Here is a 17191-nt window from a genome sequence, read left to right on the forward strand (position 1 = left end):
CCGCCGGCGAAGGGGAGAACAACGACGTGCTGCGTGCCCTGTCCGGCCTGACCACCCGCGGCCGCTGCCTGCTGGCCGCGGGGCTCGCGGCCGCGGTGTGCTCGTTCGTGCTCAACGAACGCGACCTGCTGCGGGTCGCCGTCTTCGTGGTGGCGCTGCCGCTGCTGGTCGCCGTGTTCATCTCGGCGACGCGGCTGCGCATCGGCGCCACCCGCGCGCTGCACCCGCAGCGCGTCGCGGTCGGCGGCGCCGGCGAGGTGCAGCTGGAGCTGTGGCGCAGCGGGCGGCTGCCGGCCGGTGAGATCCTCCTCGAAGACGGCGTGCCGTACGCGCTGGGCTCGCGGCCGCGGTTCGTCGTCGAACGGCTCCCCCACGACCGGAAGGTCGCGCTGCGCTACCCGCTGCAGCCGGTGCTGCGCGGGATCCAGCAGGTCGGGCCGCTGCGCGCGACCATCACCGACCCGTTCGGGCTGTGCGAGTTCGAACGCGAACTGATCGGGCACTCGCGGCTGGTCGTCGTGCCCCGGGTGGTGCCGCTGTGGGGCCTGCCGAGCGGCGCGGGCATCGGCGTCGGCGACGACGGCACGGTTCGGCTGCACGCCGGGCAGGGCGAGGCCGACGTGATCGTCCGCCAGTACCGCCAGGGCGACGACCTGCGCAAGGTCCACTGGCGCTCGACCGCGCGCCGCGACGAGATCATGGTCCGCGTCGAGGAACGCCCGTGGCGCGGCGGCACGACGGTGCTGCTCGACCACCGCGCGGCCGCCCACCACGGCAGCGGCCCGGCCGCGAGCCTGGAGTGGGCGGTGTCGTTCGCGGCGTCGGCGGCGGTGCACCTGCGCCGGTCCGGGCACCGCGTCCGGCTGGTGAGCGAGCACGGCGCGACGCTCGCGGACACCCCGGGCGAAGGCGGCGACCACTACGACAACGTGGTGCTCGACGCGCTGGCGGCGCTGCAGCCGGCGCACCAGCGCGACATCACGCTGGCCGGCGACCCGGGCGAAGGGCAGGAGCTGATCGCGGTGCTCGGCACGGTCAGCACGGAGGCGGTGCACGAGCTGGCGCAGTTCCGCCCGCGCGGGATCCGGAGCCTCGCGGTCCTGCTGGACACGCCGACGTGGTCGGCGGGGGTGAGCGCCCCGGAGCAGCGAGCGGCGGCGACGGAGGATTCGGCGGCACTGCTGCGCGCGGCCGGCTGGGGTGTGGTGATCGCGGGACCGGGATCACCGATGCCGCAGGTGTGGGCGGAGCTGTGCCGAAGCGGCGCCCGCCGCGGCACGCTGATCGGCGGCCCGCGATGAGCGCGGCCGGGTCTGCCGGGCGGGGCGCTGCGGTGCCGGCCGCCGCTTCGGCTTCACGGCAACCGCAGCCGGCTCGGCCCGCCGGGCAGAGAACTGCGGCGCCGGCCGTCACTTCGGCTTCACGGCAACCGCCGCCGGCTCGGCCCGCCGGCCAGGGAACTGCGGCGCCAGCCACCGCCTCGGCTTCACGGCAACCGCAGCCGGCTCGGCCCGCCGGCCGGGGCGCTGCGGTGCCAGCCACCGCCTCGCACCACTACGACCTCGCCTCCTACTCCCCGATCGGCGGTTCGCGATGAGCACCAGCGCCCCGTCGCGGCCGGCTGCCAAGCGGCCCTCCTCCCAGCATCCCCTCTCCGCCTGGCGCGGCAGCCTGCTCGCGCCCGCCGCCGCCGGGGTCGCCACCCTCTGCGCCGCCACCTCCGTCACCTCCGTCGTCTCCGGGCTCGCCTGGTTCGGCTACCTCTTCGTCGCCGTGCTGCTGATCGCCGCCACCGGGCTCGCGTTGCGGTCGCTGCAGGTGCCGACCGTGCTCGTCGGCCTCGGCCAGCTCGTCGTCCTGCTCTTCCTCATCACCGGCGCGTTCACCACGCACGGGATCCTGCAGGTCATCCCCGGCCCGGAAGCGTTCGGCGAGATCGGCAACACGCTTTCGGCCGCCGCCGAGCAGATCCGCGTCGGGCTGCCGCCGGTCGAGGGCAGCCAGCCCATCCTCTGTCTCGTCACGATCCTGATCGGCCTGGTCGCGGTCCTCGTCGACACGCTGACCGTCGCCGCCGCCGCGCCCGCCGCCACCGGGCTCGTCCTGCTCTGCGTCTACGCCGTGCCGGCCGCGCTCTCCGAGGAAATGCTGCCGTGGTGGACGTTCCTGCTCGGCGGGGCCGCGTTCGCCGGCCTGCTCGCGGTCGACGGCAACCACCGGCACCGGCGCTGGCGGACCCGGGAAGCGCCCGGGCGCAGCGGCAAGCCGGGCGTGCTGTCCGCGCCGGTCGCGGTCGTCGCCGCGGCGATCGTGCTCGGCCTGTTCGGCGGCGCGATCACGTGGGTCGGCACGGTCGGGCGGATCCCGTTCGGCAACGGCGGTGACGGCCTGGGAGCCGGTTCCGGCGGCTTCGGCATCCAGCCGTTCACCGAGCTGCGCGGCATGCTCGACCAGGGCGCCAACCGCGAGCTGTTCAAGGTCCGCGGCCTCGGCACCGACCGGCGGCTGCTGCGCGCGATGACGCTGGACACCTACTACCCCAACAAGGGCTGGGGCCTGCACGACGAAGGCCGTTCGCAGCAGGGCGTCCCGGTCGGGCCGCAGCTGCCGGCCGCACCGGGCGACGACGGCAGTGGCGCCGCGCGCCGGATCGACGTCGAGCCGGCGAGCTGGCGCGACAACTGGCTGCCGGTGTACGGCGCGCCGCGGGTGATCGACGGCGCCGCCGGCGGCTACCTCTACGACCAGGTCAGCGGCACGGTCTTCACCACGCGCAGCGAGGTTCCGCCCGCGTACACCGAATACGCGTCGCTGAAGGAGCCCACGGCCCAGGAGCTGCGCGTGACCCCGCGCGTCGACGACCTGCCGCCGCGCTACACGCAACTCGAGCGCGTCGACGACCGCGTCCGCGCGAAGACACAGCAGCTCATCGCCAACGAGTCCAACGACTTCGACCGCGCGTCGGCGATCTGGCGGTACTTCACGGCGCAGAACGGGTTCGTCTACGACACGAAGACCGCGCCGGCCAACGACTCCGACGCGCTCGCCGACTTCATCCTCAACGGCAAGCGCGGGTTCTGCGAGCAGTTCGCGTCGGCGATGGCCGTGATGCTGCGGGTGGCGGGCATCCCGTCGCGGGTGGCGATCGGGTTCACGCCGGGCGTGCAGGTCAACGACTACCTGTCGATCACCACCCAGGACGCGCACGCGTGGGTCGAGGCGTACTTCGGCGGCAAGGGCTGGGTGACGTTCGACCCGACGCCGCTGTCGGACGGGCGCGGCATCACCCCGTCGTACCTGCAGGCCGGCACCCCGGACGGCAACCAGCCCGACGACACGCAGGTGGCGCCGAGCACGGTCCAGTCGAGCGCGGCACCGACCGGCGCGCCCCGCGACACCGAGCAGAACCAGCAGGCGCAGGGTCCGCAGAACACCGACGAGAGCACGCCGACGCTGGTGTGGGTGCTCGTGGGCGTGCTGGTCGTGCTCGCGTTGCTGGCGACGGTCCTGGTGGTCGCCGGCGGGCGCCGCAGACGGCCGGACCGCGAACCCGCGGCGACCGGGCTCGGGGCGGTGCTCAAGAACTGGCTGCCGTTGATCGCGGCCGCGTTGTGGGTGGCGGTGCTGGGCGTGCTGACCTATTTGGTCGCCTGGTGGTTCAGCCTGATCGTGGTGCTGCTGCTGGCGGGCCTGCTGGGTCCGTCGGTCGCGCGAGACGTCGGGCGTCGTCGCCGGTTGCAGGAGATCGTCGCGCAGCGCCCTGGCGCGGCCGACGCGGCGTGGTTCGAGCTGCGGGCCGAGTGCGCGGACCGCGGGTTGCCGATCCCGCCGAGCGACACGGTCCGCGTGGCGGGTCAGAAGCTGGCGGCGAAGCACCACCTGGACGACGAGGGCCGCGACGGCCTCCGCACGGTGATCGGCGTGGTCGAGAAGTCCTGGTACGGCGAGGACGGCGAGCCCGACGCGACGCTGCCGTCGGCGTTCGACCACCTGCGGCGGAGCCTGCACCGGAACGCGCCGCTGTCCTGGAAGGGGCGGCTGTTCCCGAAGTCCCTGTTCCGCGGCCGCGACTGACCCCCCGGCCGGGGGTCACCCGTTGTCACCGCGGGTGGGGCTCGCCACTTGAGCACACAAGAAGATCCGCGTCCCGGCCGGGACGCGGATCTCTTTGGTCTTGCGGCGCTACTGCTCCTCGAAGCGCTGGCGGAAGCGCTCTTCCATCCGCTGGGTGAAGGAGCTGCGACGGCCCGCTTGCTTGCCTCCGCCGCGGGCGCCCGATCCACCACCCTTGCCGTCCCCGTCGGCGCCGTGCCGAATCGATGTGACGGCCAACATGACCCCGAAGAACATCACGAGGAACCCGAGCACGCTGATCAGCGGGATGTCGGCCACCCGGAACTGCGGCACCACCACGCCCAGCACCAGCAGGGCCACGCCCACTACGAACAGGGCGATGCCCTGAATACGCCGTCGGCGAGCGGGGCGACGCAACCGGGTGCCACGCACCGTGGATGCGAACTTGGGGTCCTCGGCATAGAGCTCGCGCTCGATTTGATCGAGCAGCCGCTGCTCATGCTCGGAGAGTGGCATCTTTCCTCCTCCGGCACAGCTGTCGCGGGCGCCGGGCCGCGCAACGTCCTGGACCCAACAGCCAACCCCAGGCGGGGTGGCACTGTCCAGGATACGAGGCCCGCGCCCGGACGACTACCCGATCCCGCATCCAGAAGGGATCGAATTGGGCTAAATCCTTCCGGATCGGGGTTGCGGACGGTCACGATCGCGGGTTGTGACCGGTTGACGGGGTGAACGGCGATGTGGGGGACGGCCGGCGGAGGTGGAGATCACCCGCTGTGCACGGCTCGAGGTGGGATCGGTGTGAGGCGCGGTGGTTGCGGGCGGCGGGGCAGGCCCACTTGCCGGCCGGGTGCGGGCGACGGGGCGACCGCGCTCGCTGCGGCCCACGGGGCCAGCGGCCTACCGAGCTGTTGCGGGCGACGGGGCAGGCCACTTGCCGAACCGGGCGCGGGCGACGGGGCGACCGCGCTCGCTGCGGCCCGCGGGAGCCAGCGGCCTGCCGAGCTGTTGCGGGCGACGGGATGCGCCGCGCGCGAACCGTGGGCAGGCCGCTTGCCGTGCTAGCTGCGGGCAGCGGGGCGCACCGCACGCCGGCCGCGGGCGGGCCGCTCGCCGCGCCGGGTGCGGGCAGCGGGGTGAACCGCCCACCGGCCACAAAGCCCTCACGCCGGCGGACATCCGAAACCCCGATTCACCCCTCCCGAGGCCCAAGCAGCGAAGCCGGCCGCACCGCCGCGGACCCGAACTTCGACCGGGCCACATCCGCCGCCACCTCCGCATCCCTCCACCGGGGCGCCGGGGACTCGAACACCAGCTGCTCCCCCGCCTCCCCCGTGTCGAGCCCCTCCACGCGCACGCCGATCAACCGCACCGCTCCCGTCGGTGCGTGCTCCGTGAGCAACGCCACCGCCACCGCGTGGATCTCACGCGCCACGTCCGTCGCCGATACCAGCGTCCGGGCCCGCGTGATCGTCCGGAAGTCCGCGAACCGCACCTTGATCGAGACCGTCCGCCCGCGGATCCCGCGCGCCCGCAACGTCGCCCCCACTCGCTCCGACAGCCGCAGCAGCTCGAGCCCCAAAGCACCGCGGTCGTGGCGGTCGACGTCGAACGTGTGCTCCGCGCCGATCGACTTCTCCGGTGAGTCCACCACCACCGCGCGCTCGTCCACTCCGTGCGCCAGCCGGTACAGGTGCTCTCCCACCGCCACGCCCAACGACTTCTTCAGCCGCTCCGGTGGGAACGCCGCGACGTCGGCGATCGTGTCCAGGCCCAGCCGGCGCAGGCTCTCCTCCGTGCGCGCGCCCACTCCCCACAGCGCCGACACCGGCAGCGGGTGCAGGAACGCCAGCGTTTCCGCCGCCGGGACCACCACCACGCCGTCCGGCTTCGCCATCCCCGACGCCAGCTTCGCGATGAACTTCACCTTCGCCACCCCGACCGAGCACGTGATCCCGTGCTCCGCCGCCACCCGCGAGCGGATCAGCGCGGCCAGCGACGCCGGTGTCGCCCCCAGGCGCCGCAACGCGCCGCTGACGTCCAGGAACGCCTCGTCCAGGCTCAACGGCTCGACCAGCGGCGTCAGCTCCCGGAAGATCCCCATCACGCCGCGGGAGACCTCGCTGTAGAGCCCACCCGTCGGCGGAATGTTGATCAGGTGCGGGCACAGCCGCTTCGCCGTCGAGAACGGCATCGCCGAGCGCACGCCGAACTTGCGCGCCGGGTAGTTGGCCGCCGCCACGACCGCGCGCGGCCCGCCGCCGGACACGACCACCGGCTTGTCCGCCAGCTCGGGCCGGGTGCGCAGCTCGACCGACACGAAGAACGCGTCCATGTCGACGTGCAGCATCCCGCACCCGGTGTCGTCCGGTGGCGGTTCGCCCGCCCGGACCTGGAACCGGGCCATCCCGCCCGGCAACTCAGCATTTCGCCCCACCTCGAGGACGCTACCGGGCACCACCGACAGTTTCGGATCACGCGCGAGCGCGACGGCCGAAACCCGCCGGAAGAGGTCAGGCGAGCCGCGCGACCGCGTGCAGGCGGCCCGCGATGTCCCGCAGCGCCGGCGAGCCCGCCGCCACCTTTTCGAACTCCGCGAGCTCGTCCTCGCGGACGTCGCCGCCGACCAGGTCGGCGATCACCCGGTCGCCCTGCAGCAGCGTGACCTCCAGGCCGGCCGCCTCCAGGTCGGCACGCAGCCCGACCGCCGAATACCGGCGCAGGACCGTGTCGCCCGCGACGACGCCGTCCGCGCTCTCGAGCAGCTGCTTCGCCTCGCCGACCCGGCCGGCCAGCGCGCGGTTCAGCACCGCCGCGTGCCGGTTCGCGACCAGCACCGACACCGCGCCGCCCGGGGCGACCGCCGTGGCCAGCGCGGTGAGCACCGCGGCCGGGTCGTCGACGATCTCCAGCAGGCCGTGCGCGAGCACCAGGTCGGCCGAGCCGGCCTCGACGTGCCGGCCGAGCGCGTCGGAGTCGTCCGCGACGACCGTGATCAGCTCGGAGACGCCCTCCTCGCCGGCGCGCCGCTGCAGCGTCGCGAGGGCGTTCGGGCTCGGCTCGACGACGGTCACCCGGCAGCCCGCCGCCGCGAACGGCACCGCCCAGCCGCCGCTGCCACCACCGACGTCGACGACGCGGGGGTGCTCGGCGCCCCGGGCGCGGGCGGCCTCGATCTCGGCCTCGAGCACCCGGCGGACGGCGCCCGAACCCCGGGCGGCCACGGTCTCCGTCTTCATGCCGCACAGGGTAGTGCCCGCCCCCGGCCGCCTCCCGGGCTCCTCCCTTCGAGTGAACGCCCCTTGCCCGGCGGCGCCCCTCGCGCACACCCGTAGGCTGGAGAACGTGCACACGGTCGCCGTACTCAGCCTCAAGGGAGGCGTCGGCAAGACGACGGTCGCTCTCGGTATCGCGTCCGCCGCCCTGCGTAGGGGCACGCGGACGCTGGTCGTGGACCTCGACCCGCAGGGCAACGCCACGACCTCGCTCGACCCGCCGTACACCGACGCGACCCTCGCCGACGTGCTGGAAACCCCCACCCGCGAGATGCTCGAACGCGCGATCGCGCCGAGCGTCTGGAGCGAGGACGTCGACGTCCTGGTCGGCGCCGAAGAGCTGGAACTGCTCAACGACCCCGACGCCGACCCCGAACGCCTCGCGAACTTCTCCCGCGCGCTCGACGAGCTGCACCGCGAGCCGCTGCGCGAAACACCGTACGAGCTGGTGATCCTGGACTGCCCGCCGTCGCTGGGCCGGCTGACGAAGTCCGCGCTGGTCGGCGCGGACAGCGCGCTCATCGTCACCGAGCCGACGATCTACGCCGTCGCCGGCGCGCACCGGGCCCTCGAAGCGATCGAGAAGATCCGCAAGGAGCTCAACCCGGACCTGCGCCCGATCGGCGTCCTGGTCAACAAGCTGCGCGTGCGGTCCTACGAGCACCAGTTCCGGATCGCCGAGCTGCGCGAGAACTTCGGCTCCCTGGTGATGCCGACGGCGATCACCGACCGGCTCGCGATCCAGCAGGCCCAGGGCGCGTGCAGCCCGATCCACGAGTGGCACTCGCCGGGTGCGCAGGAGATCGCGCTGACGTTCAACATGGTGCTGGCGAAGATCCTGCGCTCCAACCGGGCGGGCCGCCACCGCGTCGCCGGCGAGGAACCCGAAGGTCCCGACTGGCCCGAAGGCCCGGCACCGGAGACTCCGGAGGCTCCCGCCGAGGTGTCCGAATCCGCGGGGTGAGCCGTGCCCGAAGGTGACACCGTCTACCTCGTCGGAAAGCGCTTCGACCGGGCACTGGCGGGGAAAACGTTGCTGCGTGGCGAGTTCCGCGTGCCGCAACTGGCCACAGTGGACCTCGCCGGACGCGAGGTGCTCGGCGTCGGGACGGTCGGCAAGCACCTGTTCACCCGCTTCTCCGGCGACCTGACGCTGCACTCGCACCTGATGATGGACGGCATGTGGGACGTCTACCCGGCGGGCGCGAAGTGGCGCCGGCCCGGGCACCACGCCCGCGTGATCTTCACCGCCGCGGACACCCAGGTGATCGGCTTCCGCGTGCACGACCTCAAACTCGTGGCCACGCCGAAGGAAACCGACCTCGTCGCCCACCTCGGGCCGGACCTGTTGGATCCACAGTGGACCGAAGCGCACGCGGCCCAGGCGATCGCGAACTTCACCGCCAAGCCGGAGCGCGAACTCGGACTGGCCCTGCTCGACCAGCGCGTGATGGCCGGGGTCGGGAACCTCTACAAGTGCGAAATCGCTTTCCTGCTCGGCGTCACGCCGTGGACGCCGGTGTCCGAAGTGGACGCCGGCCGCACGGTCGCGCTCGCCCGGAAGTTGCTGCTGGCCAACGCCCGCTCCGGCCGGTTCGACCAGAGCACGACCGGCCACCTCGACCGCAACCGCAAGAACTGGGTCTACGAGCGGACCCGCCAGGGCTGCTTCCGCTGCGGCGGCAAGCTCCTGGTGCGCACGCAGGGCCACGACGTCCAGCGGCGGCCGACGTGGTTCTGCCCGAAGGACCAGCACGGGCCCTACCCGCAGCAGTAAGCTGAGCTCGTGACGACGTTCAAGCTCCCGCTTTACGGGGCCGACACCGAACGCGGCGACCTCGCTCCCTGAGCCGCGCGCGCTTCCCGTCACCCATTTCCGGAAACCCAGGGAGCTCAGTCATGCCCGGAATCGCCGGGCAGGCCTTGCGCGCCTTCGCGCACGCCCTGCCCAAGGTCGAACTGCACGTCCACCTCGTCGGCTCGGCGAGCCTGCCGACCGTCCTCGAACTGGCCCGGCGGCGCCCGTCCGCCGGCGTCCCCACCGACGAGCGCGAGCTCGCGGAGTTCTTCACCTTCCGCGACTTCGCCCACTTCCTCACCGTCTACCTGGCGGTCACCTCGCTCGTGCGCGACCGCCGCGACATCCACACGCTGGTGGCCGGCCTGGCCGCCGATCTGGCCGCGCAGAACTGCCGCTACGCCGAAGTCACCGTCACGCCGTACAACCACCTGCTCGACGGCGTGCCCGGCGACGACCTGCTGGCCGGCCTGGAAACCGGCCGGGCCCGCGCCGCCGAACTCGGCGTCGAACTGGCCTGGTGCTTCGACATTCCCGGCGAAAAGGGCGTCAAGGCCGGGCAGGAGACGCTCGTGTTCGCGCTGCGCGAACGCCCCGGCGGGCTGGTGTCGTTCGGCTTGGGCGGTCCCGAACTCGGCGTCGGCCGAGCGCGGTTCGCGCCGTTCTTCACGCGGGCCAGGGAAGCCGGGCTGCACAGCGTCCCGCACGCCGGCGAAACCACCGGCCCGGCCACGATCTGGTCCGCGGTGCACGACCTCGGCGCCGAGCGGATCGGCCACGGCACCAGCTGCGCCGCGGACCCCGCCCTGCTGGAACACCTTGCGGCACACCGGATCCCGCTCGAGGTGTGTCCGACGTCGAACGTGCGCACCGGGCAGGTGCCCAGCGTCGCCGCGCACCCCGTGCGGCGGATGCTCGACCACGGCGTCGTCGTCACGCTCAACACCGACGACCCGCCGATGTTCGGCGCCACGCTCACCGGCGAGTACGTCGCCGTCGCCGAGACGCTGGGGCTGACCGCGGCCGAACTGGTGCGGCTGGCGGAGAACGCCGTCGACGCGTCCTTCCTCGACGAGCGGCGGAAAGCGGTCCTGCGGACCGAGATCACAGAAATGACGTTGCCGGACACCGGGATCTTCGCCTAGCGTGGCAGTACACAAGAGAGGAGGTGGTCCTAAGTTGTATTCCAACAGGACTTGTGAGGTGGCTGTCCGCTAGCGGATGGCACGTGGAGGACTTTGAGCAGCGTTACAGCTGAGCCACCTTCTGGCTCATCGCCTGCTCCACGTGATGCCTGATAGCGAATACCAGGCAGTCACCGTGCCCCCGGGGTTTCCGAGCACCAGTCCGGCTCGGGCTCGAACGTTTGACGGCGTTCGAGAGACACCCCGGGGGTTCCTTCATGCGCTCATTTGTGCAGGTCAGGCCGCCGAGCGTGGGCGAACGACCGTCCGGCGATCCGACCGCGGGATTCGACGATCCCGTTGCGCTGTTCCGTCCCGTTGACGACTGTCACTCGCTAGCCTGGAGCCATGCTCAGGCCCGACTACCCGATCACCACGGATCGGCTGCTCCTGCGCCCGTTCACGCCCGACGACCTCGACGCGCTGAACTCCTTCCAGTCCCGCGCCGACGTCGCGCGTTACCTCTATTGGGGCCCGCGCAGCCGCGCCGAATCGGCCGCCGCGCTCGCGAAACGGGTGCACAGCTCGACGTTGACCAAGGAAGGACAGCTCCTCGCCGTCGCGGTGGAGCTGGCCTCGACCGGGCAGCTGATCGGCGACCTCAACCTCGAGTGGCTCAGCAGCGAGCACCGGCAGGGCGAGATCGGGTTCGTCTTCCACCCGGACCACCACGGCAAGGGGCTGGCCGCCGAGGCGGCGACCGAACTCCTGCGCCTCGGCTTCGAAGACCTGGGGCTGCACCGCATCATCGGCCGGTGCGACGGCCGCAACGAAGCCTCCGCCGCGCTGATGGAACGCCTCGGGATGCGCCGCGAAGCGCACCTGAAGGAGAACGAGATCGTCAAGGGCGAGTGGACCGACGAGCTCATCTACGCGATGCTCGAGGACGAGTGGAAAGACCGCGACTAGTGGTCGCGTTCACGCCGAGGCGGGCGCTCCGGTAGCGGTCCGCCGGGTGTTTGGCAGCATGGGGGCGTGTTCTTCGACAAGATCGTCCGCCCGGCGCTGTACCGGCTGTCCTACCACGACCCCGAGCTGGTGCACGAGCGCACGGTCCGCGTCCTGGCCCGGCTCGGCAAGTTCGCGCCCCGCGGCGCCTTCCGCGTCGACGACCCGGTGACCGTGCTGGGCCTGCGGTTCCCCAACCGCGTCGGCCTGGCCGCCGGGATGGACAAGAACGGGCGCGCGCTGCCCGCGTGGGCCGCGCTCGGCTTCGGGTTCGTCGAGGTCGGCACCGTGACGCGGCTGGCGCAGCCGGGCAACCCGAAGCCGCGGCTGTTCAGCCTCCCCGCCAGCGACGCCGTCATCAACCGCATGGGCTTCAACAACGACGGCGCCGAAGCGCTCGCCGCCAAGCTCGCGCGCGACGGGAAACCCGGCGTGCCGCTCGGGGTCAGCATCGGCAAGTCGAAGGTCACGCCGCTCGACGAGGCCGTCGAGGACTACCGCTTCTCCCTGCGCGCGCTCTACCCGTACGCCGACTACTTCGCGATCAACGTCAGCTCGCCCAACACGCCGGGGCTGCGGCAGCTGCAGGACCGCGCCGCCCTCGCCGAGCTGCTCGGCGAGCTGCGCAAGACGTCCGCCGAACTCGCCGGCGAAGGCACTCCCACGCCGGTGCTCGTCAAGGTCGCGCCGGACCTGACCGACGACGCCCTCGCCGAGCTCCTGGAGGTCGCGGTCGAGCACGGCGTCGCCGGGATCATCGCCACCAACACCACGCTGTCGCGCGAGGGCATCGCGCCGTCGGAAAGCAGCCTGGCCGGACAGGGGGGAGGCCTGTCCGGCCGGCCGCTCACCGCCCGCGCGGCCGAGGTCGTGCGGTTCGTGCACGACCACACCGGCGGGAGCCTGCCGATCATCGGCGTCGGCGGGATCATGGGGCCCGGCGACGCCGTCCGGCTGGTGGACGCCGGGGCGTCGCTCGTGCAGCTCTACACCGGGTTCGCGCTGCACGGCCCGGGCCTGGTGCGCCGGGTCAGCCGGGGCCTCGCAGCCCGGCCGTCGAGGTGAACCGGACGTACCCGCGCCAGGACTCGTAGCGGTCCAGACCGGGTCCCTCGGCCGTCAGGCACCGGACGGCCAGGGGTGCGGTGCCGTCGTCCAGCACGACCCGGTCGAGCACGAAAGGCTCCTTCAGCGTGGCGGCGAACCGCTCGAACGCGGCCGGGGACAGGCGCCAGCGTTCGCCGTCGAGGGTGGTGGCGCCTTCGAGGACGCCCGGCTGCGGTGGTTCGGTGTCCAGGAGCACCATCCGGTAGCCCTCGGTGGTCCGGACCGGTCCGGTGAACCGGGCGCCGAGCGCGGTGAGCTCGGCGTTGAGCGGCTGGCCGCGCAGGTGCGCGCCGAACACGACGACTTCCTCGCCGGGTTCCGGGTAGGGCGTCATGGGCTCGTCGGTGCAGACCGTCGCGAGGTCCAGCCCGATCTGGTCCTCGAACGCCCGGGTCAGGAACGTGACGCCGAAGGGGCGCTTGTCCCCCGGCAGCACCGGGACGGTGACCGCGGCCAGGTCGAGGAGGTTCGCGAACGCCGTGCAGGCGGCCAGGCGGTGCTGCACGCCGGCCGGGTCGGCCAGGGCTTCGACCAGGTCCGGGTGGTCGGGCACGGTGGGCAGCAGGAGCGCGTCCTCGAAGTCCTGCTCGCCGAGGACGATCGGGGTCAGCACGGCGCCGGCCGCTGTCAGCCGCTTCACGACGCCCTCGAACGCCGTCGCCGCGGCGGCGCTCAGGGGCAGGTTCTCCGGGTAGGCGATGCGCGGGTGCTCGCCGGCGCCGAGGCGGACGTCGGCGGGCCACGTGCGCGTCGAGGAGACGCCGTCCGGGCCCGTCATCAGGGCGAGCGCGCGACGGGCGGCGACCAGGCCGGTCGCGTACACGGAGACGGCTTCGGCGGAGCGGACGCCGGTCATCGGCAGCAGCCCGCGGGTCGGCCGGAGCGCGGCGACGGCGTTCAGCGCGGCCGGGACGGGACCCGCCGTGCTCAGCGCGAGGTCGACGATCCCGAGCGCGACGGCGACCGCCGCGCCGCGGCCGCCGGCCTTGGTGCGGTCCCAGGCCGAGGCCACGGTCGCGGCGCCGGTCTTGCCGAGCACGACGGCCCCGGCCCCGGTGAGCCGCGAGACGATCGTGGCACTGGCTTCCGGGACCGAGCGGCCGGACGGCTGCCCGGCGACGTCGATCAGCTCCGGCACGGCGAAGACGGTGCCCGCGAGCGGCAGGTCCTCCCCCGCCTTGACGCGCTCGTCGACGGCCTTCGCGTCGACGAGGACGTCTTCGACGGCGCGGAGGGTGGACCAGAGGTCGGGACGGTCGGCTTCGGTGATGCGCTCGAAAGCCGCGATGACGCGCTGGGAGGCGGTGGGCGGGACGGTGGGGACGGGGTCCGGATCCGGCGGGAGCGTGTTCACGGTGCGTCCTTTCCTCGGCGGTCGAGAAAGTCCACTGTGTACGGTCGGCGCCGCCGAACCTCAGTCCACGGCGAGCCTCCCGACGAGTGACACCTCTACCTGCATGACGGAAACGTTAGCTGGCTTACGTTTCCGTCGCGATCAGTTTCCGATTACGTGCGGGTTTCGGAGCCGGGAGGTGAACAGGGCGAGACGCCGGGGTGAAACGCACGATCACGCACGCCGGGTGACGGAGAACCGGTTCGCCCGGTCGGCGGCACCCGAACGGCCGAGTTTGAAACCTCAAGCGGCGCAACGAAGGCCCGATTCGGGTGATCGGCGCCGGTTTCGGTCAGGAAAGCTCGCGCAACGCCATCGCGAGGCCCGCGAGGCGGTCGGTGGCGTCGGTGAGGGCCTGTTTGGACGTGACGAGACCGTCGCTCGAGGCGGCGACCGTGTGGCCGGCCGCGGCGACGAGGCCGCGGAAGCCCTCGAGGCCGTCGTCGAGCTGTTCGCGGAGCTTGCCGACCGCGGCGTCCAAAGCCGCCTGCTCGCGGGCCGGCGCGGAGTTGCGGCCGCGTTCGATCGCCTGGATGCGACCGGCGAGACCACGCAGGGCGGCCGCGGCTTCGGTCGCGGTCTGGCGGGCATCCGCGACGGACACTTCGGACACCGGCGCCGTGCCCACCGAGGACGGTACCGAGAGCTGGCGCAACAGCTCGGCCAGCGACGCTTCGCACTCCGCGAGCCGTTCCATCGGCTCGCGCGCGACGGACCCGGCGGGCGGCAACGGCGGCGGGCCCACCGGGGCGGAGGGAAGCGGGGTCTTCTTGAGTTCGCGGAGCTTGAGTCCGCTTCGGACGCCGAACGTGCCGAAGACGACGGCGCCGGCGAACGCCATGATCGCCTGCGGCATCATCGGGGCGCCGGTGGCGCTCATCCAGCCCAGCCCGGCCGCCACAGCGAGGACGCCGCACAGGATCGTCAGCAGGATCCACAGGGTCATCGCCCGCGACGTCCGGCGCTTGCGGCGTTCCAGCTTCGCGGCCGGGTGGTTCCAGCGGTCCCACTTGGCGCGCGCTTCGGCGAACGCGGGCACCTGGTTGGCCATCGACGACCAGCCGGCCGTCATGTCCGGGCGGCGCACCGGCGGCCGCTGCAGCGGGTTCGGCCGGGGCCGCGGGGGTGCGGGCTTCCCGCCGGCCTGCTCGGCCGGCGGGAAGTACTTCTGCACCTTCTGGAGCTTCTCCTGGGCGCGCACGGCGTAGTCGGGCAGCTTCTCGATGTGCTTCTCCAGCTTCGCACCGAACTCGCTGAAGTCGCGTCGCCTGCCCTGCTGCCCCATGCTCGCCCCCTTCGAACGGCTACCGGCGTCAGGCCGGGTTCTTGCCCTGCTCGGCCTGCACGCGCGCCTGGATCTCGCGCTGGATGTCGGCCGAGCTGCTGGCCGGCGCCTGGGCCGTCTTGCCGCCGTCGGTCACCTGGGCGACCGAGTCACCGTGCATCGACGCGCGGATCTGCTGCAGCCGCGACTGACCGGCCAGCTGCGTCGTGGAGGCCTGGACCTCCATCATGCGCCCCTGGACCGAGTTCTGCGCCAGCTCGGCCGAGCCCAGCGCCGTGGTGTAGCGCTTCTCGATCTTGTCGCGGACCTCTTCCAGCGACGGCGTGTTGCCCGGCGCGGCCAGCTGGCTCATCTGGTTCAGCGAAGCGGAGACCTGCTCCTGCATCTTCGCCTGCTCCAGCTGCGAGAGCAGCTTCGTGCGCTCGGCCAGCTTCTGCTGCAGCATCTGCGAGTTGCGCTCCACGGCCTTCTTCGCCTGGGCCGCGGCCTGCAGCGACTGGTCGTGCAGCGTCTTCAGGTCCTCGATGTTCTGCTCGGCCGTGACGAGCTGCGTCGCGAAGCTCTCCGCGGCGTTCTCGAACTCGGTGGCCTTCTGCTCGTCACCCTTGCTGCGGGCTTCGTCCGCGAGGACGAGGGCCTGCCGGGTCGAGGCCTGCAGCTTCTCGACGTCGCCGAGCTGCCGGTTGAGCTTCATCTCCAGCTGCCGCTGGTTGCCGATCACGGAGGCGGCCTGCTGCGTCAGCGCCTGGTGGTTGCGCTGCGCCTCCTCGATGGCCTGCTGGATCTGTACCTTCGGGTCGGCGTGTTCGTCGATCTTCGACGAGAACGCCGCCATCATGTACTTCCAGAACTTCACGAACGGGTTGGCCATCTCCTCCGCCTGCCTTCTTGCGTCCCACGGGCCTAGGTACTCGGGGTGTGGGGCGTCGCTCCCCTGCATGTGCAACGCACCGACCCCGGCGTTGGGTTCCATCGTGTCAGGTCGGCCACGTCCGTTCCAGGCGACCCGGCGGAATTCAGGGATCGCCCTGATCACCCCGAGTAGGCAACGCGAACGGCCCCGGGCGGGTTGCCCGGGGCCGTCGTCGTGTCCGACCTGTGATTATGCGGCGATGGTCGAGGCCAGCTTGGGCTGCCCGATCGTCGTCCGCAACGTCGTGTTCATCCTCGGCGGCGGGGAAACCCGCAGGTCGGCGAGGTCGTTCCCGATCAGCTCGGACATCAGGCGGCCGCCCTCGATGCCGGCTTCGGCGCCCCTCTTCTCCCGGGGTGCGCCCTCCACGATCCGCTCGTCGACCGGTGCGACCTCGACGTTGTCGAGGGCCGAAACGTCCGCCGCCACGTTGTGCAGCAGCTCGCCGAGCGGAAGGTCCAGGGCCTGGCAGATGGACGCGAGCAGCTCGCTCGACGCCTCCTTCTGGCCCCGTTCCACCTCGGAGAGGTAGCCGAGGCTGACCCTGGCGGCGCGGGAGATGTCGCGCAGCGTACGACGCTGGTTGGTGCGGGCATGACGGAGCCGATCACCGATCGCCTCACGCAACAGCACGGTCATCACGCGCCTCCCTTCCGTACAAGTACTCCCTACGTTACCCAGAGCGGTGCCCTGAGCGCAGGAGTTGACGTGCCCGTACGCCAAGGGCGAACGCCCGTTTCACGCCAGATGTTCCCCGAGCAGGGCAAACGCGGCCTGGACCGATCGGGTCCTGATCAAGTCGCGATCGCCGCTCAAGGCCAGGGTACGGACTGTACGTGTTCCCAGCCCGGCCAGCCCGACGTGCACGGTGCCCGGCGCGACGCCGTCCTGGGGCGACGGCCCGGCCACGCCGGTGAGGCCCAGGCCCCAGGTTGCCCTGCAGCGGTCGCGCGCGCCCTCGGCGAGCTGCGCGGCGACCTCGGGGTGGACGGCGCCGTGCTCGGCCAGCAGGTCCGCGTCGACGCCGGCCAGCGCGGTCTTCAGCTCCGTGGCGTAGACGACCAGGCCGCCGCGCAGGACCGCGCTCGCGCCCGGCACGGTCGCGAGGGTCGCGCAGACGAGCCCGGCGGTCAGCGACTCGGCCGCGGCGACGGTCTCGCCCCGCGCGGTCAGGGCGGCGACCAGGGCGGCGGCGGGCGGCTCGGGCGCCACCC

At 72.6% G+C, this 17191-nt stretch carries 15 protein-coding genes; 7 read left to right on the forward strand and 8 right to left on the reverse strand.

The annotated features are described in order from the left end of the window. The first annotated feature begins 26 nt into the window (after positions 1–26). Positions 27–1301: a DUF58 domain-containing protein gene (locus BLV96_RS27180; RefSeq protein WP_086683892.1), complete on the forward strand. Its 1275-nt coding sequence runs from the start codon at positions 27–29 to the stop codon at positions 1299–1301. A gap of 292 nt (positions 1302–1593) precedes the next feature. Then, on the forward strand, positions 1594–4074 hold the full coding sequence (locus tag BLV96_RS27185; protein WP_091389566.1) for a transglutaminase TgpA family protein: 2481 nt from the start codon (positions 1594–1596) through the stop codon (positions 4072–4074). 108 nt (positions 4075–4182) lie between these two features. Here the strand turns inward: BLV96_RS27185 and BLV96_RS27190 are convergent, their stop codons facing one another. From BLV96_RS27190 to BLV96_RS27200, 3 genes are all read right to left on the reverse strand, one after another. After that, positions 4183–4590 carry a DUF3040 domain-containing protein gene (locus BLV96_RS27190; RefSeq protein ID WP_086684241.1) on the reverse strand — a complete coding sequence of 136 codons (408 nt, stop codon included), beginning with the start codon at positions 4588–4590 and terminating at the stop codon, positions 4183–4185. Between the two features lie 676 nt (positions 4591–5266). Next, positions 5267–6481 carry a DNA polymerase IV gene (gene dinB, locus BLV96_RS27195; protein ID WP_086677047.1) on the reverse strand — a complete coding sequence of 405 codons (1215 nt, stop codon included), beginning with the start codon at positions 6479–6481 and terminating at the stop codon, positions 5267–5269. Between the two features lie 106 nt (positions 6482–6587). Beyond that, positions 6588–7313 carry a methyltransferase domain-containing protein gene (locus tag BLV96_RS27200; protein WP_086677046.1) on the reverse strand — a complete coding sequence of 242 codons (726 nt, stop codon included), beginning with the start codon at positions 7311–7313 and terminating at the stop codon, positions 6588–6590. Between the two features lie 106 nt (positions 7314–7419). On the opposite strand from BLV96_RS27200, the gene BLV96_RS27205 reads away from it, so the two are divergent. The 5 genes from BLV96_RS27205 to BLV96_RS27225 all read left to right on the forward strand — a co-directional run bounded on the left by BLV96_RS27205 (position 7420) and on the right by BLV96_RS27225 (position 12344). Then, on the forward strand, positions 7420–8313 hold the full coding sequence (locus BLV96_RS27205; RefSeq protein ID WP_086677045.1) for a ParA family protein: 894 nt from the start codon (positions 7420–7422) through the stop codon (positions 8311–8313). Positions 8314–8316: 3 nt separating this feature from the next. After that, positions 8317–9126 carry a DNA-formamidopyrimidine glycosylase family protein gene (locus tag BLV96_RS27210; RefSeq protein WP_086677044.1) on the forward strand — a complete coding sequence of 270 codons (810 nt, stop codon included), beginning with the start codon at positions 8317–8319 and terminating at the stop codon, positions 9124–9126. A gap of 122 nt (positions 9127–9248) precedes the next feature. Then, a complete protein-coding gene (gene add, locus BLV96_RS27215; RefSeq protein WP_086677043.1) occupies positions 9249–10292 on the forward strand; it encodes an adenosine deaminase in 1044 nt (347 codons plus the stop codon). A 387-nt stretch (positions 10293–10679) separates the two neighbouring features. Further along, a complete protein-coding gene (locus BLV96_RS27220) occupies positions 10680–11240 on the forward strand; it encodes a GNAT family N-acetyltransferase (protein WP_086677042.1) in 561 nt (186 codons plus the stop codon). Between the two features lie 66 nt (positions 11241–11306). Continuing rightward, positions 11307–12344, forward strand: coding sequence for a quinone-dependent dihydroorotate dehydrogenase (locus BLV96_RS27225; protein ID WP_086677041.1), 1038 nt, complete (start codon positions 11307–11309; stop codon positions 12342–12344). Here BLV96_RS27225 and BLV96_RS27230 read toward each other — a convergent pair. From BLV96_RS27230 to BLV96_RS27250, 5 genes are all read right to left on the reverse strand, one after another. Beyond that, positions 12310–13740 carry an allophanate hydrolase-related protein gene (locus BLV96_RS27230; protein WP_086677040.1) on the reverse strand — a complete coding sequence of 477 codons (1431 nt, stop codon included), beginning with the start codon at positions 13738–13740 and terminating at the stop codon, positions 12310–12312. The two genes, BLV96_RS27225 and BLV96_RS27230, sit on opposite strands and share 35 nt — an antisense overlap. A gap of 331 nt (positions 13741–14071) precedes the next feature. Next, positions 14072–15064 carry a phage shock envelope stress response protein PspM gene (gene pspM / locus BLV96_RS27235; RefSeq protein WP_086677039.1) on the reverse strand — a complete coding sequence of 331 codons (993 nt, stop codon included), beginning with the start codon at positions 15062–15064 and terminating at the stop codon, positions 14072–14074. Between the two features lie 28 nt (positions 15065–15092). Then, positions 15093–15935 (reverse strand): PspA/IM30 family protein, encoded by an 843-nt coding sequence (locus tag BLV96_RS27240; RefSeq protein WP_086677038.1) that lies wholly within the window; start codon positions 15933–15935, stop codon positions 15093–15095. Between the two features lie 231 nt (positions 15936–16166). Next, positions 16167–16616 carry a helix-turn-helix domain-containing protein gene (locus BLV96_RS27245; protein ID WP_167379749.1) on the reverse strand — a complete coding sequence of 150 codons (450 nt, stop codon included), beginning with the start codon at positions 16614–16616 and terminating at the stop codon, positions 16167–16169. Between the two features lie 99 nt (positions 16617–16715). After that, positions 16716–17189 carry a CinA family protein gene (locus BLV96_RS27250; protein WP_086677036.1) on the reverse strand — a complete coding sequence of 158 codons (474 nt, stop codon included), beginning with the start codon at positions 17187–17189 and terminating at the stop codon, positions 16716–16718. Positions 17190–17191: the final 2 nt, after the last annotated feature.

It is taken from the genome of Amycolatopsis pretoriensis, assembly GCF_900107925.1.
GTDB classification, from domain to species: Bacteria; Actinomycetota; Actinomycetes; order Mycobacteriales; family Pseudonocardiaceae; genus Amycolatopsis; species Amycolatopsis pretoriensis.

Coding starts and splice junctions, on each gene's coding strand:
- pspM (WP_086677039.1), bottom strand. CDS start 15,064: ATGGGGCAGCAGGGCAGGCGACGCGACTTCAGCGAGTTCGGTGCGAAG.
- BLV96_RS27190 (WP_086684241.1), bottom strand. CDS start 4,590: ATGCCACTCTCCGAGCATGAGCAGCGGCTGCTCGATCAAATCGAGCGC.
- BLV96_RS27200 (WP_086677046.1), bottom strand. CDS start 7,313: ATGAAGACGGAGACCGTGGCCGCCCGGGGTTCGGGCGCCGTCCGCCGG.
- BLV96_RS27240 (WP_086677038.1), bottom strand. CDS start 15,935: ATGGCCAACCCGTTCGTGAAGTTCTGGAAGTACATGATGGCGGCGTTC.
- add (WP_086677043.1), top strand. CDS start 9,249: ATGCCCGGAATCGCCGGGCAGGCCTTGCGCGCCTTCGCGCACGCCCTG.
- BLV96_RS27185 (WP_091389566.1), top strand. CDS start 1,594: ATGAGCACCAGCGCCCCGTCGCGGCCGGCTGCCAAGCGGCCCTCCTCC.
- BLV96_RS27220 (WP_086677042.1), top strand. CDS start 10,680: ATGCTCAGGCCCGACTACCCGATCACCACGGATCGGCTGCTCCTGCGC.
- BLV96_RS27245 (WP_167379749.1), bottom strand. CDS start 16,616: ATGACCGTGCTGTTGCGTGAGGCGATCGGTGATCGGCTCCGTCATGCC.
- dinB (WP_086677047.1), bottom strand. CDS start 6,481: ATGGCCCGGTTCCAGGTCCGGGCGGGCGAACCGCCACCGGACGACACC.